At 50.3% G+C, this 22253-nt stretch carries 16 protein-coding genes; 9 read left to right on the top strand and 7 right to left on the bottom strand.

Annotation, left to right across the window (positions count from 1 at the left end; translation table 11 throughout):
- Nucleotides 1-116 precede the first annotated feature (116 nt).
- The 3 genes from R6H26_RS26775 (at nt 117) to R6H26_RS26765 (ending at nt 5645) form a co-directional block, all read left to right on the top strand.
- Complete coding sequence (locus tag R6H26_RS26775; RefSeq protein ID WP_404786989.1) at nt 117-707, top strand: 2OG-Fe(II) oxygenase family protein; 591 nt, start codon at nt 117-119, stop codon at nt 705-707.
- A gap of 188 nt (nt 708-895) precedes the next feature.
- A complete protein-coding gene (locus R6H26_RS26770; protein ID WP_404786988.1) occupies nt 896-3133 on the top strand; it encodes an alkaline phosphatase PhoX in 2238 nt (745 codons plus the stop codon).
- Nucleotides 3134-3350: 217 nt separating this feature from the next.
- Complete coding sequence (locus tag R6H26_RS26765) at nt 3351-5645, top strand: Ig-like domain-containing protein (protein WP_404786986.1); 2295 nt, start codon at nt 3351-3353, stop codon at nt 5643-5645.
- A 97-nt stretch (nt 5646-5742) separates the two neighbouring features.
- Here the strand turns inward: R6H26_RS26765 and R6H26_RS26760 are convergent, their stop codons facing one another.
- The 6 genes from R6H26_RS26760 to rpmF form a co-directional block, all read right to left on the bottom strand.
- A complete protein-coding gene (locus R6H26_RS26760; RefSeq protein ID WP_404786985.1) occupies nt 5743-7002 on the bottom strand; it encodes a lipid-A-disaccharide synthase-related protein in 1260 nt (419 codons plus the stop codon).
- 33 nt (nt 7003-7035) lie between these two features.
- On the bottom strand, nt 7036-7827 hold the full coding sequence (locus R6H26_RS26755; protein WP_404786983.1) for a HEAT repeat domain-containing protein: 792 nt from the start codon (nt 7825-7827) through the stop codon (nt 7036-7038).
- A gap of 149 nt (nt 7828-7976) precedes the next feature.
- A complete protein-coding gene (locus R6H26_RS26750) occupies nt 7977-8729 on the bottom strand; it encodes an HAD family hydrolase (protein WP_404786982.1) in 753 nt (250 codons plus the stop codon).
- A gap of 256 nt (nt 8730-8985) precedes the next feature.
- The gene (locus R6H26_RS26745) at nt 8986-9639 is read right to left on the bottom strand and encodes a Uma2 family endonuclease (protein WP_404786980.1); all 654 of its coding nucleotides are present in this window, start codon (nt 9637-9639) and stop codon (nt 8986-8988) included.
- Between the two features lie 138 nt (nt 9640-9777).
- Nucleotides 9778-10779, bottom strand: a complete 1002-nt coding sequence (locus R6H26_RS26740) for a glutathione S-transferase family protein (RefSeq protein WP_404786979.1) — start codon at nt 10777-10779, stop codon at nt 9778-9780.
- A 161-nt stretch (nt 10780-10940) separates the two neighbouring features.
- On the bottom strand, nt 10941-11120 hold the full coding sequence (gene rpmF / locus R6H26_RS26735; RefSeq protein WP_404786977.1) for a 50S ribosomal protein L32: 180 nt from the start codon (nt 11118-11120) through the stop codon (nt 10941-10943).
- Nucleotides 11121-11391: 271 nt separating this feature from the next.
- On the opposite strand from rpmF, the gene R6H26_RS26730 reads away from it, so the two are divergent.
- The 5 genes from R6H26_RS26730 (at nt 11392) to R6H26_RS26710 (ending at nt 19700) form a co-directional block, all read left to right on the top strand.
- A complete protein-coding gene (locus R6H26_RS26730) occupies nt 11392-12651 on the top strand; it encodes a DUF4255 domain-containing protein (RefSeq protein WP_404786975.1) in 1260 nt (419 codons plus the stop codon).
- 65 nt (nt 12652-12716) lie between these two features.
- On the top strand, nt 12717-12944 hold the full coding sequence (locus tag R6H26_RS26725; RefSeq protein ID WP_404786974.1) for a hypothetical protein: 228 nt from the start codon (nt 12717-12719) through the stop codon (nt 12942-12944).
- Between the two features lie 10 nt (nt 12945-12954).
- Nucleotides 12955-14907 carry an ATP-binding protein gene (locus R6H26_RS26720; RefSeq protein WP_404786972.1) on the top strand — a complete coding sequence of 651 codons (1953 nt, stop codon included), beginning with the start codon at nt 12955-12957 and terminating at the stop codon, nt 14905-14907.
- A gap of 95 nt (nt 14908-15002) precedes the next feature.
- The gene (locus tag R6H26_RS26715) at nt 15003-17474 is read left to right on the top strand and encodes a C2 family cysteine protease (RefSeq protein ID WP_404786970.1); all 2472 of its coding nucleotides are present in this window, start codon (nt 15003-15005) and stop codon (nt 17472-17474) included.
- A gap of 201 nt (nt 17475-17675) precedes the next feature.
- Entirely contained in the window at nt 17676-19700 is a 2025-nt protein-coding gene (locus R6H26_RS26710; RefSeq protein WP_404786969.1) for a DUF4157 domain-containing protein, read from the top strand.
- On the opposite strand, the gene R6H26_RS26705 is transcribed toward R6H26_RS26710, so the two are convergent.
- The gene (locus R6H26_RS26705) at nt 19669-20136 is read right to left on the bottom strand and encodes a hypothetical protein (RefSeq protein ID WP_404786967.1); all 468 of its coding nucleotides are present in this window, start codon (nt 20134-20136) and stop codon (nt 19669-19671) included. The genes R6H26_RS26710 and R6H26_RS26705 overlap by 32 nt on opposite strands.
- A gap of 87 nt (nt 20137-20223) precedes the next feature.
- On the opposite strand from R6H26_RS26705, the gene R6H26_RS26700 reads away from it, so the two are divergent.
- A complete protein-coding gene (locus tag R6H26_RS26700) occupies nt 20224-21867 on the top strand; it encodes a hypothetical protein (protein ID WP_404786965.1) in 1644 nt (547 codons plus the stop codon).
- The last annotated feature ends 386 nt before the right edge of the window (nt 21868-22253 follow it).

Here is a 22253-nt window from a genome sequence, read left to right as displayed (position 1 = left end):
TTATTTCAATCAAAAGCAGGCTAATCTAAAGAGATAAAATCTTTTCTAAGATTTTATCTCTTTTCTTTTTCTGATTCATTAAATCGATCTACAAATTCATAAGACACGACAAATCCATGAGACAAGACTGGTTTCCCACACCAATCTGGAATTTTCAACACGAAAACCATCAATCTTTAAACGAATGCTTACTCAAGAACATTATTCAAGAGAAAGAAATTGACGCTAAAGGCATGAATGTCTCAAATATTATGGGATGGCACAGCAAGGATGATTTACATCAAAGAAAAGACTATAAAGAATTTACGGCGATCGCATCAAAACTTGCCCTTGAGATTGCAACAGAATGTAAATGGGATTTAAACCTCGTTAGCCCCACCATTAATAACTGCTGGGCAATGGTCAACGAAAAGAATGCTTTTAACGTCTTGCACCACCACCCCAATTCAATGCTGAGCGGCGTTTACTACGTCAAAGTGCCTGAAAATTCCGGCAATATCTATTTTTACGATCCCAGATCTGGCGCTCAAATGCTCTTGCCACCTTTTCAGCAAATGACATCGTTGACCATTGGCAAGATTAGCTATAAGCCCATTGAAGGAATGTTCTTAATATTTCCGAGCTGGCTATGGCATGGCGTCGAACCGAATGGTTCTGATGAGAACCGAATTTGTTTGAGTTTTAATATGGGCACATTTGTTAAATAAATAATGATTGTCGAGAATTAATAATTTGTTGTATAAATTGGCCTAGTTTTAATCTGTTCTTAAGCCAAGTTTAACTATCTATTCGAGAGTTGAATATATATTGTAGAGGGTTTCAGGAATGAGTTTTGAATGCTCATCTGTAGGCCAATCTGGAAAAGTATTCAATAATAGAAACACCAGGCAATTTTATGTCAACTCTTTCCTTCGATACGACTCAGCCTTCTCAGGTTCAAGGCTTAAACGGTTATACAGTCGATCCAATCTTTACCGTTGGCGATAAAATTGGTAATTATGTTCCTCCTGGTATTCTTGATGGTATAGGCGCTTTTTCGCTGGACGATACCACAGTGCGTTTCTACGTTAACCACGAGTTATCAAATGCCGCTGGTTATCAGTACTCGCTCAAAAATGGAACGCAACTTCCTGGTGCAAGGGTTAGTTTCTTTGATGTTGACAAGCGTACTTTTGAGATTACTAATTCTGGGCTGGCCTACGATACGATTATCAATCGCAAAGGTGAAGTGGTTGATGCGGCCTCCGACCTTGAATTTGCTGGCCTAAATCGTTTTTGTTCTGCTGCTTTGTTTGAAGCGAATCAATTTGGTTCGGGGATTGGCTTAAGCGATCGCATCTTCTTTACCGGAGAAGAAACCAACGGCGGCTCGCAATTTGCCTTAGATGCTAAAACGAATACCTTATATGCCCTTCCTTGGTTTGGTCGTGCTGCATGGGAAAACGTCACCGAGTTAAATACAGGACGCACTGACAAAGTTGCTTTTTTAGTGGGTGACGATCGCGGCCCTGCCCCACTCATCCTTTATGTTGGCGATAAAAATGCCAAAAATGACGGCAGTTTCTTAGATCGCAACGGACTAGGACAAGGCAAGCTTTTTGTTTGGGTTGCTGACGAGCCAAGCAATCCTAGCGATGCAATCGAAGCCGACCCTAGGAACTTCAGCGGCACGAATAACGCTACAGGTGGCAAATTTGTTGCGATCGACTACTATCGCCCCGACCTAGCCAGTGCTGGCCCCATTGCTCAAACGGCTCTGGGTTATGATTCTCAAGGCTTTGCAACCCAAGCACAGCAGGATAAATTGGCCGCAGATGTAGGGGCATTCTTGTTTTCCCGTCCTGAAGATGTTTCTACAAACCCTAAAGACGGTACCCAAGCGGTGCTAGCTTCCACAGGTCGTGAAAATATCTTTGGTGGTGTTGATACTTGGGGAACCACCTATAAAGTTGACGTTGACTTTAACAACATCAATACGGGCGACATCACGGCTAAACTCGATATTCTCTATGATGGCAACGATGCTGACAAAAGAGATTTCGGTCTGCGTAGCCCTGACAACCTCGACTGGGCAGATGATGGCAAAATTTACATCCAAGAAGATCGCGCGATCCCCTCAACCTTATTTGGCGCAACGTCCAAAGAAGAAACCTCAATCTGGAACCTCGATCCTGCCGCCGCCGACCCTTCTTCAACCCTAACCCGCATTGCACAAGTCGATCGTTCGGGAGTCCCTTCAGGACAAGTAGACTCAAACCCTACTGACCTTGGTAACTGGGAGACTTCTGGTATTCTCGATGTTTCCACATTGTTTGGCAACCAGCCTGGTGAAGTACTTGTTTTTGACGTGCAAGCTGGAACGCTCAACAACGGCACCATTATCACCACTACCAACATCGATGGGAATGGTGACGGAACTAAAACCGCTGCCGAAAATCTCGTTGCTGGCGGTCAGCTATCCTTCTTGATTGCGCCTAACGCTAGCCTCGTTCAAGATTCTTCTGTGGTTTCAGGTACCTCTAACGCTGACACCATCGAAGCTAAAATCACTCCAGGCTTTGATGGTATCAATGATGTCGTCTTTGCTGGCGCGGGTGATGACACGATTGATAGCGCCATTGGTGGCGCTCTAGCCAGTGGTAACCGCATTCAAGCGGGTGGTGGTGCTGACATCCTGTTTGTTGCCAATAACGATCGCGTCTTTGGCAGTGCAGGGGATGATGAAATCGACGCCACAGATGCAACGGGCTACCGTGCTTCCGGCGGTGCGGGTGATGACCTCTTCTTCTTGGGTGCTTCAGGTCGCGCCTTAGGTGGCGACGGCAACGACAAATTCTACGTTCAAGCTGGCAAAGATAACCTCCTTTCCGGCGGCGCAGGGAGCGACCAGTTCTGGATTGTAAATGGCGAACTGCCTAGCGGCCCCAACACGGTTCTGGACTTCCAAATTGGCACGGATGCGATCGGGTTTGTTGGCGCTACGAGCCTGGGTATCTCTGCAACAACGCTCAAGCTCGATCGAGTGGGAGACGATACCGCCATTGTGTTTGGGAGCCAAACGCTGGCCACGCTGACGGGAATTCAGGCCAGTGGCCTCAGTTTGACCGACCCAAGCCAGTTTGTGTTTGCCTAGGTTTGCCTAGTTCTTTCTCATCCTAGAGAACCGCGACTCAGCAATCTCTTGAGGTAGAAAGAATTTCCTCCTGAAGTGGGTAGAAGTTTAGTCTTTTGCCCACTTCTATCCTCAACCTCAAGTTATAGCTTGCTCAAACCAAGCTAACGGCCTGACTGCCCATTGAATCGACCGCTTCATCGCAGCAACTTTTATCGCTATTGTTAAGGAGACATCGGTGGCAACGTTAAACGGCACTTCTAAGGATGACAATTTGTTAGTACCTGCAGGCAGCAGTGGAAATGAACTGCTGGGGCTTGAAGGGAACGATTCTCTCGATGCTACAACTGGCATCGGCAACAATATCCTTAGAGGGAACGAAGGCAACGATGAACTGTTTGCCTTTACCAACGACCAACTCTTTGGCGATACTGGAGACGATAGCCTTTACTCCGACGGAAACGGTACCAATACCCTATACGGGGGAGACGGAAACGACAGCCTCTTCGCCGATCGCAACGATTCCATCTTTGGCGATGCCGGAGACGATACCATTTTTGGCGGTATAGGCGCGAACAAACTGACAGGCGGCCCTGGGAAGGATTTATTTTACCTCACCCCCAACGGCTTTCCGGCAGGGCCTAACGAAGTATTAGACTTCACCCAAGGTTTCGATAAAATTCTCATCACCGCAATTCCCGAAATTAAGACCTTTGCCGATCTCATTCGGGTTCAGGTCGGCGCAGATACGGCGCTCAAAGCCAATATTGGCGGAACCGTCCAAGACATCGGCATCCTCAGAAACATCCAAGCCGACACGCTAACGCCAGCGGACTTCAACCGCGCTCCCGTTGCAAACCCCAATAAGGCGATCGCCCTTTTAGAAGATTCTGGCGCAACTCCTCTGGGGATTACCACGCCAACGGACCCGGATGGCGATGCCTTGACGATCGCAATTAACGCGGTTCCCGATGCAGCAAAAGGAGAAGTTCGTCTCAGCAACGGTACTGTCATTACAACCGGAAGTGTGTTAACGCTTCAGCAATTGGGAGACTTAGCGTTTGTCCCTGCTCCCAATGCAAATGGCAGCGCCGGAACCTTCAGCTATACCGTCAGCGACGGTATAGGCGGTTCTGCGACGCAGGTTGTGACGTTGAATATTACCCCAGTTAACGACGCTCCCATTGCTGACCCCAATAAAACATTGACCGTTCTCGAAGACTCAGCGCCTTCTCCGCTTGGGATCAAAGCGCCTACCGATGTCGATGGCGACCCTCTAACCATCACCGTCTCTTCGATTCCAGATGCAACCAAAGGGCAAATCCGCTTGAGCGATGGAACGGTCGTCACCGCCGGAAGTTCGTTAACCCCAGATCAGCTCGCAAACTTAGTCTTTGCCCCAGTTGTCAATCGCAGCTTAGATGCTGGAAGCTTCGCCTATACCGTTAGTGACGGAAATGGCGGCAGCGCCTCCCAAACCGTATCGTTATTCATCACACCCGATGATGACGGGGGAGCCATCGGCGATCCCCATCTCATTACGTTCGATGGCTTCCACTACGATTTTCAAGCGACGGGAGATTTCCTCCTTCTGCGCGGGCTAGATAGCAATCTTGAGGTTCAAACGCGTCAAATGCCTTGGGTGTATAATCCTGCGACCACGATTAATACTGGCCTCGCTACGCGTGTCGATGGCAATCGAGTCGAGTTTTATGTGGACCAGCCGCTCCCGTCGATCGACAACCAGCCCCTTTCTTTAGAGGTAGGGCAGTCCCAAGCATTAGGACAAGGAAGCATTAGCCGGGCAGCAATTTCAGGATACGGTATGCCGGGAGATCTCTATACCCTGACTCATGCCAATGGCGACGAACTTAAGATTTCCGTCTACAGAAATTTTTTAATTGATGTCAGCATAGATCTGGCCGGAACCAAGAGCGTGATGGGTCTGTTGGGCAATAACAATGGGAACAGCGAGGACGATTTAGCCCTGAGAGATGGCACAAGTTTGCTAAATCCCTTAGCGCCAGAAAATCTTTATGGCGCATTTTCAAAGAGTTGGCAGGTCGCAGACGATGAGTCTTTGTTTAGCACTATCGCATCGAACGGGTTAGATGCATCGGGGACTTCATCTGATTTACAAGCTTTCGCACAACGATATGTGCTTGGCGGAAATGGGGACGATACTCTAATTGGAGTTGACGTTACTCAGGTCGACCCCGGAAAAGGTGAGGTGGATCTTTTTATGGGAAATAAAGGGGCAGACACTTTTGTTTTGGGCGATCGCGACAATCGGTACTTTGTTGGCGAGGGGTTGCAGGACTATGCGTTGATTACCGATCTGTGGTCTGAAGATAGCATTCAACTTCATGGCAGCGCGAGCGATTACGCCTTAGGCAGCGCTCCTGTCGGCCTGGCACACGGCACGGGCATCTTTCTTGCCAATGACGCGAATGAGCTGATTGGCATCATCCAGGGCGAAACCGCAGGCAATCTTAGCTTGTCCAATTCCTCTATCTTCCACTACGTCCAATAGGTCTAAATCACCGAATTTGGCTGCCTCCTATAGAGTCCAATGCGACTCGATAGGCATTTTCCGTATCGCTCGACCTGCCGTGTAGGTTCAAAACCCGTCATCGCCGATCGCCCCTTCGGAAGTCGTCCTCAAGCGCGATGAGCTGTTGCGCGATGCGCGCCGCAGAACCCGGCTGCCCCATCCGCGCTTGTCCGTTGCGTTGATAAATCGCATGACATGGCTGCTGCAACAGTTTTACAACCGTCGCCGCAACTTGGCTGGGATTTTCTACCAAGTGAATCGATGGGCCGAGCAATCGGGTTTGCGCTTCGGCAAAGGCCCAGATAAATTGAGGCCCTTTTCCAGGAAAGGTAATAACGGGTTTGCCCAATCCTACGCATTGCTCCGTGGCGGTACCCGCCATCGCGATCGCCAAATCTGCTAAATGCAGCGCGTCGCTGAAGGCCTGTTTTACCAGCAGTAGATGGCTTTGACCCAGAACTAGCACGCAGTGCGGAACGTCGCAGCAAGAGAAATGTCCTGCCATTTTCCACCCCAAGGCCGTCGCGGTCTGGGCGAGCCGATCGAAGTCTAGGAGCGTTGCGATCGCCCCCACAAAAACCAACGCTTGGCCCTGCACGGCCAAGGGCGTAATGGATTCTAGGATCGATCTCCAGTTTTCGTAAGCTTCGGGCGGGCGCGATCCGGGCAGAAGCAGAACGGTTGCAGTTGCGGCTGGCAGGCTTTCGCGGGCGATCGCCCCCTTTGGCTCCAGATCGTCCAGCATGGGGTTGCCGAGATCGTAGACCGGGATCGGCCATTTTTGCAGAAACTGCGCGGTAAGGCGATCGCGCGGGAACGCGGCCTGACAGCGAGAGTGCTGCATGAGCGCTCGCTCCCAAGGCAAATAAACGCAATCCAGCCAGCGGCTCCAGGGCCAAAGGGCGGATGGCTTGGCCTGAGGGGCGTCCATCTCCCCGCGCAGGTAATATTCCGATTTTGCCGTCCCGATAAAGGCATAGGGCGCGCCACTCCACCAGGCAAACGCCAAAGGCACCACATCGCCGACGGCCAAAATCGCCCCACCGTCAGCCGCCCAGCGGCGACAGTCCCGAAGCTGACTCCACGTCAGAGACGGCAATCCCGACCGTACGTCTTGCAGGACCCGCCCCCGATCCATGTAGATAAACCCACCAGAGGGCATGGCGGCGCGCACCGAACCGTAGATTGGGATGCCAGCCTGCTCGTAAACGCGGCCCTCTCCCACAATGGGCAATGCTTGCAGATCCCAATCCGGGCAACGCCGCTGAAGCTGCCGCAGAACGCGAGCGGCAACTTCATCTTCGCCATGACCATTACTGAGGGTAAGTAGTTTCAACAGTCTCTGCAACTATGTTTGCATTGCTCAGTCTTATTTCTTGTTTTGCGATGGCGGCGGCATTTTGTACCCTAGAATCGTTAAGGTTTTAGCGGCATTCTCGCGAACAAAGGGATCGGGATCCTTTAGTAAGGGAATGAGGTACGGAATGGTAACTCTGGCCGACCTCCCCACTTTGCCTAACGTTGCAGCGGCAAAGCTCCGAACGATGGGGTCATAGTCGTTCAAGAGCCGGATAAGTCGTGGAATAGCCACCTTAGCGGGTTCGCCAAATTCACCTAGGGCCGCAGCGGTGCGACCGCGCACCCATCCATCGCGATCCTGAAGCAAGGGAATCAGTTGTGGGATGATTAATTGAGACGATTTTCGCATGTAGCCCAGCGCATCGACAGCACTGCTGCGAACGTCGGGATTGGGGTCCTTGAGCAATAGAACCAGTTTCGGCAGTCCAACCTTGGAGAACTGACCGATTTCGTTCAATCGCTTCGATGCATAAAGACTTACCTCAGTATCCGAGCTGTTTAATTGATCGATGAGGGCGATGATTTCTTCTTGCTGCCTGGCACTGGTTGATTGGGGGTCAGGTTCCTTCGACCTTTGCAATAGTGCTACAACGGGGACGGCTATCCCCCATAAAAAGATGATTGCAATCCCGATGCTCCGGCTTGCTCCCATAGCTATGCAGCCGTCTCCAGCCCTTGAGGGAACGCGATTGGTTTGTCGCTCAAGATTTGCTCCATTTTCTAGAGAAGTGGCTTCATGACTCAATAGATGATTGAACTCCCAAGACAGTTCCATGCCTGTGGCAAGTAAAGCATAAGTCATTGCAAAAAGTATTGCCGCCTAAGTTAAAGCATTCGTCCATGCAAGGGGGCCATAAATACAGCAAATTTGGCAAGATTAGTCTTTGTTTTGCCGATTCTAGAGTGCTTGGACGCTGTTCGCCTCGGAATCGCTAGATTTGAGAAGGCCGTTTAGGCCAACAGCGATCGCGCTAGGTCTACTGAAAAATACTCGGAACCAGCCGTATCTCCCGCCAAGACCTGAAACGGAGCGTCCGGTTCGCCAAAGCAATCTAGCACGAGGGCCGCACCTTCGAATTTATGGGTGCGGGTGTAGTCATTAATCGTGATCGCGGTTTTGAGGTTGGCTTGGGCCGCAGAAGCCAGACCGTTTTCCGAGTCTTCGAGGGCCAAGCATTCATCCGGTGCCCATCCCATTTTTTCTAAAACGTGGATGTAAATATCCGGCGCGGGTTTTTTGGCGGGTACGATATCGCCAGCGGCGATGATGTCAAACCAATCGAGGCTCTCTTTACCGAGGGTATGCTCTAGCAAGACCGTTACGTTGGGCAGGGTGGTGGTGGTGGCGATTGCCAATCTTATCCCAGCCGCTCGTGCTTCTTGCAACAGCCGCTCCACTCCCGTCCGCAGCGGAATGCGACCCTCGGCGAGGAGGTTGCAGTAGCGATCGGTTTTGGCGGCGTGCAGTCCCGCGATGAAGTCTTTGAGTTCCGCAGGGGCTTCAAAAGTTGGGTTATGGCGCTCTAGATAGTGGCGGATGCGCTCTTTGCCACCAGTGATGGCCAACAGCTCGCCGTAGAGTTCTACAGACCAGTTCCAGTCTAAATTGGCAGCTTGAAAGGCTTGGTTAAAGGCAACCCGATGCCCATCGCGTTCGGTATCGGCCATGGTGCCGTCAACGTCAAAAATGAGTGCTTTTAGCATTCAGAAAAACTCTACAGGACTTACGACTATTTTTTGCGATCGTGACGCAAAGAACAAGGGTGTTGATAGCTCACCCCGATCCAAACATCAGGAATTAGGCAGCCGTTGCACGGATATGGTCCAATACAGTTCTAAAACGGGCTTCAGCGTCGCTGGCCTCGGCTCCCTTTAGCTTCGCTCAGAACAAGTCGCTCGACCACCGAGAGATAGATGAAAGGGTGGCTGCAAAATATTAATGAAAGGCTCTCGTCTTATTCTAGTTTTCTCCGGTTCGACAAAATTGCCTCACTGCGCGCACGACGGTTAAGTCTGTTCCAGTGCGTCGAAGTTCTAACCACTGGTCGATCTGGGTGGCGCTGACGGTTGGAAATGCGAGGCTGGTTAGTACATCCACATATTGTCCCTGGTTTAGGTGTTTGATTTTGAGTCGATCGCGCTGATAGAGCCACACTTCGGGTACGCCAATGGCTTGGTAAATGCTGAGTTTAGTGTCGGAGCGATGGGCAATATCAATTTCTAGCGCAAGGTCTGGGGGTAGGTCGCTAGCAATCGTTGGGTCTAAGCCTTGGCCTGCTTGAGCGTTTTGAATGTAAAAGCAACTATCGGGTTCTAAGCCTTTGCTGAGTTCGTGGCGGTTGAGGGTCATCGAACCGAGGTCATTAAATTCAAAGCCTAGTTCTTCGGCTAGGGTTAGGGCGATCGCAGCCAGGACGCGATTGATAGATTCATGTTGTTGACCCGGCATTCTGATTTCTAAAACTCCGTTGGCGTAAGCGATTCGGGTCGATCGATTATTTCCCAGTTCTTGCATTAATGCGATGTAGCTCTCCCAATTCACGCCGCTAATTTGCATGGCGCTGCCGGGGGTTAGCTCAATTTGGCTCAGGGGGGTGGCAATGGCTACGGTCATGATTCTTACCGCATTGAAACCTTTCATTGTTATTGTATGCGCTACGGTCCGCCCCAAAGGTTCGGTGTTGCAGGGAGGCAAGAAGAACATCGAGTTGGACTGGGGAAGCAAAAAGCAAATCCGGTACAATGATTTGACTCAGAGGTGTCTTTGGACAAACTTCCCCTCGCGATCGTGGGGCAGACTAAAGTTAGCGCCATCAGGCCCCAGAGGAATGATTTGTCCGGGATTGAGCGGAAACAAATTGCCGTAGTAGTCGCGCTTGACCGCTTCTAGACTGCAGGTTGCCCCCACTCCCGGCAATTGATACAGATCTCGCAAGTAGGGGCCAAGGTTAGGGTAAGACTGAATTTGGCGCAAGTTGCACTTAAACAGACCAAAATAGACCGCATCAAAGCGAAATAGCGTCGTAAATAACCGCACATCCGCCAGCGTCACCCGATCGCCGCAAATATATCGCTGGGCACCGAGTACCCGATCCAGCTCGTCTAAGGTTTGAAAGAGTTCCGTACAGGCTTCCTCGTAGGCAGCTTGGGTCTGGGCAAAGCCGCAGCGATAGACGCCGTTATTGACGGTGGCGTAAATCTTGTCATTCCAAGCGTCGATCTGACCGCGCAGATCTTCAGGATAAAGATCCAGTCCGGGATGCTGCGCCCAGGCATTAAATTGCCCGTCCAGCATAACGATGAGGTCTGCACTTTCATTATTCACGATCGCACCCGTCTGACTGTCCCACAGCACGGGAACCGTGGAGCGCCCGCCATACTTGGGCTGCGCTTTTCGATACAACTCCGGTAGCGTTGCACAGCCTAAATAGGGCGTCTCAAATTTCCAGCCGCCTGCATTCACGTTAGGCAGAACCTTGACGACGGCGATCGCCTTTTCCAATCCCTTCAGCGCCCTGACCACCAAAGTCCGATGCGCCCAAGGACAACCTTCGCCGACAATTAAAACGTAGCGATCGGCAGCAGGCGCAAAGGAACTGTCCGGCCCCGACGCAATCCAATGTCTGAATTCGCTTTCTGGTCGTTGATAGGCACCGGAAGGACTCCGAGGCGCGAGACGGGACATCATGAGATGCCACATCGAAGTCCAAATATAGCGACCAGTGCCAATAACGAGAGCGGGTGGCAGTGCCATAACAGAACCCTCAGTCCTCAGTAATGGTGAGCTAACTGTACCGCTCGTCGGCCCAAGGATCGCCGCAACGGCGATCGCGGTTCGTTTCCCAGAACCCCAGGGCTTCCAGTGCCAAAAACTCTAGACCGCTAATCCATTTTGCGCTTTTCCAGCATGCTTCACTAGTCTTCTTCGGCTTCGGTTTCGTCATCGACGGGATAGTAGAACCCTTGGGCGCGACCTGTCAAAATGGATTTCCCCATAGACATTGCTTTTGCCGCTTGGACGCTACCAAGGTGGTTCCAGTTGGCGCGACGCTTGTCGCGCTTGGATTTTGAGGTTTTCTTTTTAGGGCAAGCCATTTTAACCTTGTCGCTGAATCAATTTTGACAACCTCATCATATTAACATTCTTCCTTGGCACGGCTATAGGAACGCTCGACTAAATTAATGACTAATGGCGCAGATTATCCAGATACGCGGCTTAACTTTGAGTTTTCCCCAAGCCTCATGGGATAAAGTTGCAAAAGAACCCATGCTTTCGTTGGAGAAAGCTCTCCTGAGCGCCCATCCAAGGCATAATCGAAAGTGGCCTAACTTTAGCCGAGTTGTATTAGAAGAAATATAACAACCCGTGAGTAATTACTTGGCATTTGCCACCGTTACGGCAACGCTCCAAAGAATCTTGCAAGCGGCGGCCCAACAGGATGTAGACGGAATGCGGGTTACAACCATACAACCCGGACAGATTGGAAATGGTACGCCTGAAACTGGAATCAACCTTTTTCTATACCAGGTCGCGCGAAATCCGGCGTTGCAAAATACCGATACGACCTCTGCACGCGCCAAGGGAAATCCCGTCAAGCGGCAGTCTGCCCACGATTTGTATTACATGATTAGCTTGTACGGCAATGAAGCGGAATTAGAACCGCAGCGATTGTTAGGAAGCGTGATTCGAACCTTCGGCGATCGCCCTACGCTCTTTCCGGAAGTCATTCGAGAAACCATTGCCGATTCTCGCTTCCGATTTTTAGCCGCATCCAATTTGGCAGATCAGGTGCAGCAAGTGACCGTCAATCCTGTGGATCTGAGTCTAGACGACCTCTCCAAAGTTTGGTCTACCTTTTTCCAAGCCCCCTATCGACTTTCCCTTGCCTATAAAGTGACGATGGTGACGATTGAAGGCGAAGACTCGCTGAAAAAAGCCTTGCCCGTGCGCGATCGCAATTTCGGCAGCACGATACCCTTTGCTTTTCAGCCTGTGGTCGAACAGGCAGTATCGGAACTGGGTAAGCTGGAACCCATTTTAGCGACGACGACCCTCCAAATTTCCGGGAAACAGTTGCAAAATCCTCGCACCCAAGTTCGCCTCGGCGGGGTTGAAGCAACGCCTGTTATCATCAGCGATACTCAGATCGTTTTGCCCCTCAGCCTCTTTCCGACCAACGGGTTGCGGGCCGGGGTGCAGGGGCTACAGGTGATTCATCGCACCGTCGCGCCCTCCGGGCAATCCTGCACCGTGGAATCGACCGCCGTCCCCATTGTTCTGCGTCCCACCCTTAAAGAGGTTCAGCTCGCAGAGGTCAGCGGGCAGGGCGAGGATTTCCGTTCCGCTCGGGTGATGGTGCGGGTCGACATGCAGGTCGGGATGAAGCAGCGCGTCGTGCTCGTGATGAATGAGTGGGCGATCGCAGACCCGGTGGGCTACCAGTTTGAAGCCCCCTCCCGACCTGACGATAGCCGCGAGATCGTCATTCCCATCCAAGGCGTGAAACCGGGCGAATATTTACTGCGGCTCCAAATTGACGGCGCGGAAAGTTTGCTGGACATTGATGCTGACCCCAATAGCCCTACCTATAACTGGTACGCGAGTCCAAAAATCCAGATTGCGTAAGATATTGATATTGGCTGTTTGCTCGTGTTTTGCCTCCATACCGACATTCCTTGCCCCTAAAGACGATGAACGACGACAACCTGTTTGACGAACGCCCCGAACTCGATCGAGAAACCACGAGTATCAACCAGCTCAACGATCTCGGAAATCGGGCGGTGCAACTCGGTCTGATTGCCGGTCATGGTTATCATGGCGGAAAGTATGAAATTTTGCGGCAGGGTAAGGCGATTTTACTCAGCTCGCAAGAGGCGGCAACCTACCTGGCAGAACTGATCGCCAGCGTTCGTTCCTAGGGCGATCGCCATGCAGCCGCCCAGCCCCTCGACCGATTGGTATCAGGAGAATCAAACCGCCTTGATCGAGGCGATCGCCTATATTCGCGAATGCCTTCAGTCCCCCGTCGATGTTTCGCCCGCGCTTCCGTCGGTCTACCCGCCTACGCTCGTTGCCCTCTGCAATTGTTTCAATCTCTCTCCGTTCGAGCGCGATACGCTGTTGCTTTGTGCTGGGATGGAATTAGAATCGGATATCGCCTCCCTCTGCGGCACTGCCCAAGGCAATCCCCTCCGTCCTTACCCTACATTCAGTTTGGCATTGACGGTACTCCCGGAAGCGGATTGGGTAGCATTGCTGCCTACGGCTCCCCTGCGTCATTGGCGGCTGATCGAACTGGGGGAGGGGAATGCCTTGACCGATAGCCCGCTTCGAATTGACGAGCAGATTTTGCATTATCTGACAGGCAATTATCATTTGAACGAGCAGTTGAAGGATACGGGAGCGGTTGCGGTTGCGCCCGCAATTCTAGTGCCGTCCCACCAACAGCTCGCCGAGAAACTGGCTCAGGCTTGGTCTGTGGCAAGGTCAGAACCCGAAACGGACTTGTTACCAATATTGCAGTTATGCGGCCCCGATCCGGCCAGCCAACGGGCGATCGCCCAGGCAGCTTGCGCTCAACTGACATTGACACCCTACGCGATCGCCACCGAATTACTTCCCCCCGACCAAACAAGTCTCAATCTCGTCAAGCGTCTGTGGGAACGGGAATATTACCTGAGCGGAGCCGCCCTGCTGCTGGAATGGGACGATCGCAGCGTTCGCGAGGCCAAGCAAGGGGGGGCGATCGCTGCTTTTGTGGATAGCATCCGCGTCCCGATTTTCCTGCTCAGCGCTCAGCGCTGCCGTCAAAGGAATCGTACGTTGCTGGCGTTCGACGTAGTGAGTCCTACGACTGAGGAACAGCGCCATCTTTGGGAAAGTGCTCTCAACCCGATTGCGCCGGATTTAAACGGTCACGTCGAGCATTTGGTCTCCCACTTTAATTTCACGGCTCCGGCCATTCGCACCGCAAGTTTGAAATTGAGGAGTCAGGCTGGCAGTCCTGCGCTACCGAACTCAGCGATCACCGCTCAAATCTGGCAGATTTGCCGGATGCAGGCGCGGCCACGTCTGGATGAACTGGCCCAGCGGATGGATTCGACGGCAACCTGGCAGGATTTGGTCTTGCCCGATCCAGAGCGGCAAGTGCTGCGGGATCTGGCCACTCAACTGAAGCAGCGCACGAAGGTATACGAACAATGGGGCTTTGGCGGGAGCAGCAAGCGGGGATTGGGCATTAGCGCGTTGTTTGCGGGAGCGAGCGGTACGGGCAAAACCCTTGCGGCGGAGGTTTTGGCCCAGGAGATTCGGCTAGATTTGTACCGAATTGACCTGAGCGCGGTGGTGAGCAAGTATATCGGCGAAACGGAAAAGAATTTGGGACGGGTGTTCGATGCGGCGGAGGTGGGGGGCACAATTTTGCTGTTCGATGAGGCGGATGCGTTGTTTGGGCGGCGATCGGAGGTGAAGGATTCCCACGATCGCTATGCGAATATGGAAGTCAGCTATCTGCTACAGCGGATGGAATCCTATCGGGGTTTGGCGGTTTTGACGACGAATTTCAAAGGGGCAATCGACCAGGCGTTTCTGCGGCGGATTCGGTTCATTGTCCAATTTCCGTTCCCGGATGCCAGTCAACGGGCGGAAATTTGGCAGCGGGTATTTCCAAAACAAGCCCCGACGCGGGATTTAGAGCCATCTAAACTGGCGAGGCTGAACATCGCTGGCGGCAATATCCGCAATATTGCCCTAAATGCGGCGTTTATTGCGGCTGAAGCAAACGAACCGATCCAGATGACCCACATTCTGCAAGCGGCCCGGAGCGAGTATACCAAACTGGAGCGTCCGCTCACGGATGCGGAAGTTAAAGGCTGGATTTAGGCGATCGCGTTTACGATTCGTAATTTGTGCGCAGAACGAATGCGAGGCATACTGGGTATGAATCGTTGATTTGGATTAGCACTGAGGGTTGGGGTATGGTAATGCGATCGCACGCCAACAACAACTCGACAAAGGGTTCTGGTGCAACGACCGTACAGGCTTCGTTGAAATCGCGACCCTTTGCCCCTCCCGCTAAATCTGACCCATCGCAAACGATGGCCAATTTGCAAGCTCAGCTAGAACATGGACAATGCTATGGACATTGCCTAGCAAAGATAAGTCTTTCCCCAAGTCCATCCGCTCCGCAGTGGATTCAACCCAAACTTACAATCGGCGCGCTGGGGGGACAGTACGAACAAGGAGCCGATCGCGTCGCTCAAAGAGTTGTACAACAGTTACACGTTTCCCAGAGAACGGTTCAACCTAGATTGTTGTCGGCGAACAATGCAAGTGAAAGATATATCCAAAGAAAGCCACAGAAGGTCAATGAGAATGATTGGCAAGATCCTGACATTCCCAGCCAGCCAAAATTAAAATTGATAGAAGAAACGAGCGAGAAAGGACAGCATTTTGAGATCGTAGACACACATAAAAAATTTTGGTATGACCCTAAAAATAACCATTACACTACCGAAAGTGGAGAGGTGCTTCAAAATCTGAGCGAACTATTCATGCCTCCAGAGTTTGAAAAGCTGCGATCGCTTGAGAAAATACAACTGGAAGAACTCAAAAAAGAAGAATATAATAAGACAATTCTCTCGTTGGTTGAGAAGGCAGATCTACCAACCTTAAAAGCTTTAAATCAAGGCTCATTCCTGAAAAATTTGCAAACAATATTGTCGCAAGCCGAAATGATGTTTGTGCGCATCTTAGCATGCGATCAAATTGGGCTGATCAATACTTTTTTAATATTGGCATCAAATGAGACCAAAGCTCTTCTTAAGAAGAGCGACGTGTTTAGCCTTCGCATCCAAAAGATGGTCGAACAAGCTAGCCAGGAAGACATAATAAATTGGCGTGTGAATGCAACTATAATCAGGTTTAAGGACGTATTGCCAATCGAAGTCTATAACAACGCTTACAAAAAAATAAATTTCTCATTTCCAGAAGTAGAAGTACGGGAAGAGCCTAAATTATGGGTATCAAGCGGTACTGCTGAGAAAGGAACTGGACTTTATCAAAATGTCAAGGGTAAGCGTGAAGAAGTTGGAAGATTGAGTGAACCTACTTCTATCCAAATTATCAAAAAAATTACTTCTCAGTCCACAACTTGGAACGATTTTTACGAAATCAAAATTAAAGACAAAGAGGAATATTTCTATATTCATAAATCCCGTCTAAGCTTTGATGAATATAAGTATCAAAATACGCCAGAGCCACTCTTTCCTACCGAACCTTCAATCAACCACGTCAGGCAGGGGCATATCGGCAATTGTTACCTGCTGGCAGCTGTAATCAGTATCCTTGAAAAGGGTTCTTCTTACATCGTGTCAATGATGCAAGACAACGAAGATACAACCAACATCGATCCAGGAAGTGTCACAGTACGTTTCTACAGAAAAAAGAGCGAGAAGAGCGCAGTCAGCAATAACTATCTGCCCGAATATATCAGGATTAAAAAATCGGTTCCAAAAACTAGCAAGGGCAAGGATGCTTATTCACAAGAATACTTTTGGGTTCAGATGTTGGAGAAAGCATATGCCGCTTTTACTGGCGCGGGCGATTCCTCCTCCTATGAAAAGACTGTTGGCGGCAATGCAGCACTTGCAATGACAAGTGCTGCATTTGAGGCTCTACTTGGACCTGCCGCTAAAATCGAGAAAATCAAGATGGGTGTATCTTTACTGATGTCTTTCCCCTGGAGCGACAAGGAGAAAGAATCTTACACAGCTGCCCAACAATCAAAAGATTACAACTCTCTTGTCTCCTATAAAATTTTTGGCGGCCAAGAACAGGATCAGCTTGCGAAAACCAAGGTAGATAAGTGGATGAAGTTTGTTTGTTCGGGTAAACTACAGGAGATGCTAGATCTGCACCAAAATGGGAAATATAAGAAAGAAACTAAGTTAGAGCACTTTGAAAGTTTGTTCGAAAAGCATTCCCTCGATCGAAGCGTAACCAATGACATGATGAAATGGTTGAAGGAATCAGAGGTCTACCCAGGCAAACGGGGGACTGGCAAATACAGCAAATCGCAGATTGAAATGTTCAATGTGATTAAAAATGCCCTAGACAATAAGCGATATGTCACGCTAGGAAGTAAGGAAGTTGTTGGACGTTTGCCCAGCGGCAGCGGTCATAGTTCAGGAGAGGGGATGTCGAAAGGTCTCGTTGGGCAGCATGCCTACTCGGTAGTGGGTTATGAAGAATTTGTTTCAAACCCAGAAACTTCACAGAAAGGAGATCTTCATTGGGTTTGTCTGCGTAATCCTTGGGGATACTATGGTCGTAAGTATAAACCACACGAAAAGGGCTTGAAAGCCAAAGAGACTAAAGCTCCATTGGGACGCTTTTGGTTAGAGCTTAGCGACTTGACCAAGCGTTTTTCGCATATCTATAAAGCTTGATCTATTCTGGCAAAGTTTATTGATTCACCCTTCAACAATATTCTGTGATTTGGATAAGCTTGTAGTAGATCGGATTGAATATCCCGTTGATTTAGACTTTTATCCTCGAAGCAACTTCATGATTCGTAATTTGTCCAAATGGTTCTAACGTCCGAGAATAGAAGCAGGATGGTTTTCTTTATAAATAATGAGGGCTAGACTATGGCGCTACGATCGCATATCTATCAAAAACAGGCTAAGAACTCTGTTGCAGCGATCGGAAAGGATTCATTGCAATCTCGCCCCTTTGCCCCTCCAGCTCAAATTGACCCATCGCAAACGTTGGCCGATCTGCAAGCTCAGGTGGAACATGCGCGGCGCTATGGCCATTCCCTAGCAAAGATAAACCTTTCCCCGAGTCCATCCGCTCTACCGTGGATTCAACCCAAACTTACGATCGGCGCACCAGGGGATAAATACGAACGAGAAGCCGATCGGGTGGCCCAACAAGTCGTGCACCAATTGAATGCACCCCAAGGTCCGAAATCTGAGCAATCTGTTCGACGGGAAACTTTACCAGAAGAAGAAGAATTGCAAATGAAACCTTTGGCCGATCGAATCCAGCGAGGGTCGATGCCTGAGGAAGAGGAAGAATTACAGATGAAACCCGATGTTCTTCAACGGGAAACGTTGCCAGAGGACGACGAGCTGCAAATGAAATCGATGGTGCAGCGATCGCCCACCGGAACCCTACCCGCATCGGAAAAGTTGGAACACGCGATCGCCCAGGCCAGAGGCAGGGGTCAGCCCTTAGCCGATCCGATCCGCCAACCGATGGAACAGGCATTTGGAGCCGATTTCAGCCGTGTCAGAATTCATGCCGATACCCAGTCCGATCGGTTGAATCGCTCGATTCAGGCACGGGCCTTTACCACCGGACAGGATGTTTTCTTTCGCCAAGGAGCCTACCAGCCCGGAAATCGCGGCGGGCAGGAGTTACTTGCCCACGAGTTGACCCATGTGGTGCAGCAGGGAGCGGTAAGAACGCAGCGGATCCAGGCGGCATCAGAAACATTATCTCCTGAGCCAATCGGGGTATTGCAGGATCTAGAAAAGCCGATCCGCCGCCATAGTGACAAAAACTTACTCAACGACCAAATAAAGACGTGGAAGTCGCCGATAGCACAAACATTGATGACCGGCGTTTTAGATCGATCGGATGCTAGCGCTGCGGCAGGCCAAGTGTATGACAATATGTTTACCTATGTTCCAACCTTCGGCTGGCAATATAAGGCTGGATGTAGTAGCAGTAATGGGGCCAATCTGATTGAGGGCAAGAGTCAAGTGGGGATGTGTGAAACATACCGCAATGCCTTCAAGTATATGCTCGAACAGTATTTCATCCCCTTAGTGGCTGATTACGATCCTTTTGCGGGAGGCTTGACAGTGAAGGAAGGACAGGCTCTTGTCATGACAAAGTTTGTCACCTCAGAAGGGCTTGCACTTTTAGGCCGCTCTGAGGGTTACAACGTGGAGCGGGAGGTGAATGCGAAGACGGGTGCCGAGAAGGAAACCAAACGCTATTTGTTCAGCAGCCATTGGCAACTTGAAGTGAATGGAACGACGTACGATCCTCTATTTAAAGGAGATGGCACTGGTAATATTGCATGGGAACTAGTACCATATGGGGCGCTTTCGGGGGCCTTGACGGTTGATGGCGGCGAGGACATTGTGTTTGTGGAGGATCCTAGTCAGGGGCCAACACCCGGCGGTGAATTCATGGGACGCTATGGATTGGTAAGAGACATTAGTGCGTTTGAGTCATCGATGAAGCAAAAGGCTAAAACGCAAAACGCGGTGGCACAGTTGGAGTCTGTAAGAAGCAAATTAGCGTCGGCAAAACTTGAATGGGACACCGTATGCACATGGTGGTACGGAAAGGATGGATGGCGAATACCGATCCAAACAACCAGTATCCCGGAATGGATCTCGAAGCTGGAAGAGGTGCGAACCAATGCCCGTCCAGACATCCCAAGTATGGCAAAAGACCCTCTGCTCGACCGACTTGTAGCAACATCGAGAAAGAACCAGTATGGAGAAAAGATCGCGTACCAAGCAGGCATCGCAAAGCGAGCACTCGAAAGATTAAAGGAACAGACAGAAACGATGGAGATGGGAGAAGACTTCGAAAAAGCTTTAGAAGCAGTCAATAAAGCTAAGGCGGAAGCACAGAAGGACGAAGGGTAAGTCGTGTGGCTACGGCTACACTGAACCTCAAGCATAGTTTTTCGAGTGACGCTGGAGACTGGCGATGGCTTTTCGATCTCACACGCACAAGCAACCTGAAACCGCTGCGAGATCCGCGACTGTCCGACATTCCTTGCGATCGCGCCCTTTCGCACCCCCAGCCAATTTCGATTCGGCGCAAACACATCAACTGACGGATGTTCAGACCCAGCTCGAACCCTCCCATCGCCTTGGGCATCATCTGGAAAACTTCATCTGTTCTGCGCAACAACCCGCCCGATCGCTGATTCACCCCAAACGCACCCTTCCCGCTCCGACTAGCCAGACTGAACAGGACACCGATCCGGGAACGCCCCAAGGGAGCGATCGCCTTCATGCTGCGAAATTTCACCCAACTTTTGCCCAGCGGAGCATTCAACCGCAAAGATTGCCTCACCTAGCACCAGTTCGCCCTCCCCACCCGCTCATAACCCAGCATCTGGACACTGCTTTTCCTCTAATTCAAAGGGCCGTTGCGGATGACTTGACCATAGGAACCGAAGTGGAAATCTTGCACAAAAAAAAGTGGGAAATTGGAATTATTGAAAAAGTAAAATCGGATAAGAAACCCACGATCTATTATGTTCGCCGGAAAGACGGTGGTAAAAAGCAAAGGGAGTTTAAGCACACCTCCGATCGAATCCGTCCCCTTCAAACTAAGACCCCGCCGCTGGAAAAGGGTGTTACGAGCATTCCCCCCTTACGAGAATCAGAGCTTTTTTCAGGCACAATCCCTAAGTTTTCTCTGGAAACTGAAAAAAGCCCCCGTTCCAGTGGGAGGAAAACGCCACCGCCTCCCTTGCGTCTCTCTCACCCTACGGAAGAGAAATCCGTTAAAAAACAGCCCCCGCCCTTAAGAACGCCGCCGGAAAGCCCTCGCCAGTCAGAATCGTTTGAAGAGGTTATTCCCGAAGAAGATTTCTCTCAACCACTATTCTGGTTGAGTCAACCGGGCTTACGCAAAACACCGCCGCGTGAAGAGTGGAGTCAGTTGCTGCTTCAACAGCCCCTTTTTATCCCGCCGGAAACCTCCAAATCTCCCGTCAGCGAGAAGAAAATTCCAGGGTTGAGAGACGAGCCAGAGAAATTCTTTAAGACAACTGTTAAAGAGAAATCGAAACAAAATCCTTCCAAAATTCCAGCCTTTAATCGCACCATGCGACGGACACCCCCCTCTGAAGAATGGGAGTCTTTTCAACCACCATCCTGGTTGAGTCAACCAGGCTTACGCAAAACACCGCCACCTAAGGAGTGGAGTCATTTTCCCTTCTCTCAACAGCCCCTTTTTATCCCGCCGGAAACCTCCAAATCTCCCGTCAGCGAGAAGAAAATTCCAGGGTTGAGAGACGAGCCAGACGAGTCTTTCGAGACCAGTATTTCCCTTACTGAGGAGGACTATGTAAATGCCGTAGCAATGCAGTTTTCTGAAGAAACCGAGAAAATTTTCAGGAAACTTTGGCGCACGGCTTCAACTGAGGGGAAACAGCAAATTAAAACCCTATTTTCTGCCGATGAGAAATTGAAAAACTTGAATAACCTGGAATATTTGCTAGAAGGACTAGACCCCTTGCATCGCTTGGAACATAAAGGTGGACTGGAAGCGCCTGCTCGTGATTGGCTTGAGGATGTCACAAAACTGTACTTTTTCGATTGGTTGCTGGAATCTGCGCAACAGAAAAAATTTGAGTATTTGAAATTTGCAGGTCAAGTTGACTATTTTGATGCAGAGAAGCGACAAAATTATCTGCTCCAGATGGGGCCTATGGTTACCTTTGTAAAAAGCAAGCAACCACTTCAAGGGGAAGTCATCTATGTCTTAAGTCAATCAGATCGGTTCTATGCATCAGCAGGTGGAGTTAGCGATACAGACAAACTTATCCATCATTCGTCCTTCCTTTCAGGGCAGGCTGTGAAATGTGCGGGGCATATGACATTCAACTCATCTGGACAGTTAAAGACGATCGATGTCACCAGCGGCCACTATAAACCGAATCAACCACAGATGATCGGCGCTTTGCAGGTCTTACGAAAACAGAATGTTCCACTTCAAAATGTCGTAGCACAACCGAGTCAGAGCGAGGATTACAGCCCAGCCCTTGAACTTTTGAACTCAACCCAAAACTTCTGATAGTGAATTGTCGATCTTGGGCATGCCTATTTTTACTCGTGTAGTATCGTATTGGAGTTTAGACTGAAAACTACCAACCAGTAGTATCGTAGTAGCGTAGATGGGTTGAGGAATGAAACCCGTCCCCTAACTGAAATTTTAGAATGTCTTAAAGGGTTCTAGCTCCGGTCCAGCGATCGCCCATTCAAACCGCTAGGGTTCACCAGATGCAATCGCGGAGAAGACAAAAGGGCGATCGCCTTAATGTAGCCCTTATCTCTTCATCATTGTGCATTTTTCCTAGAGTTCCACTGCAAAAGCGTGCTCCGCCGTGGGATTCAACTCGGGAAACGTATCAGAAATAACGCGATCGTTACCGCGAAACCACTGGACCTGATACTCCCCGT

The sequence above is a fragment of the Altericista sp. CCNU0014 genome (assembly GCF_044923475.1).
In the GTDB taxonomy this organism is placed as follows: domain Bacteria; phylum Cyanobacteriota; class Cyanobacteriia; order Thermosynechococcales; family Thermosynechococcaceae; genus JAAURS01.
Note: the sequence above shows the minus strand (reverse complement) of the source record. Positions and strands in the feature narration are given on the sequence as shown.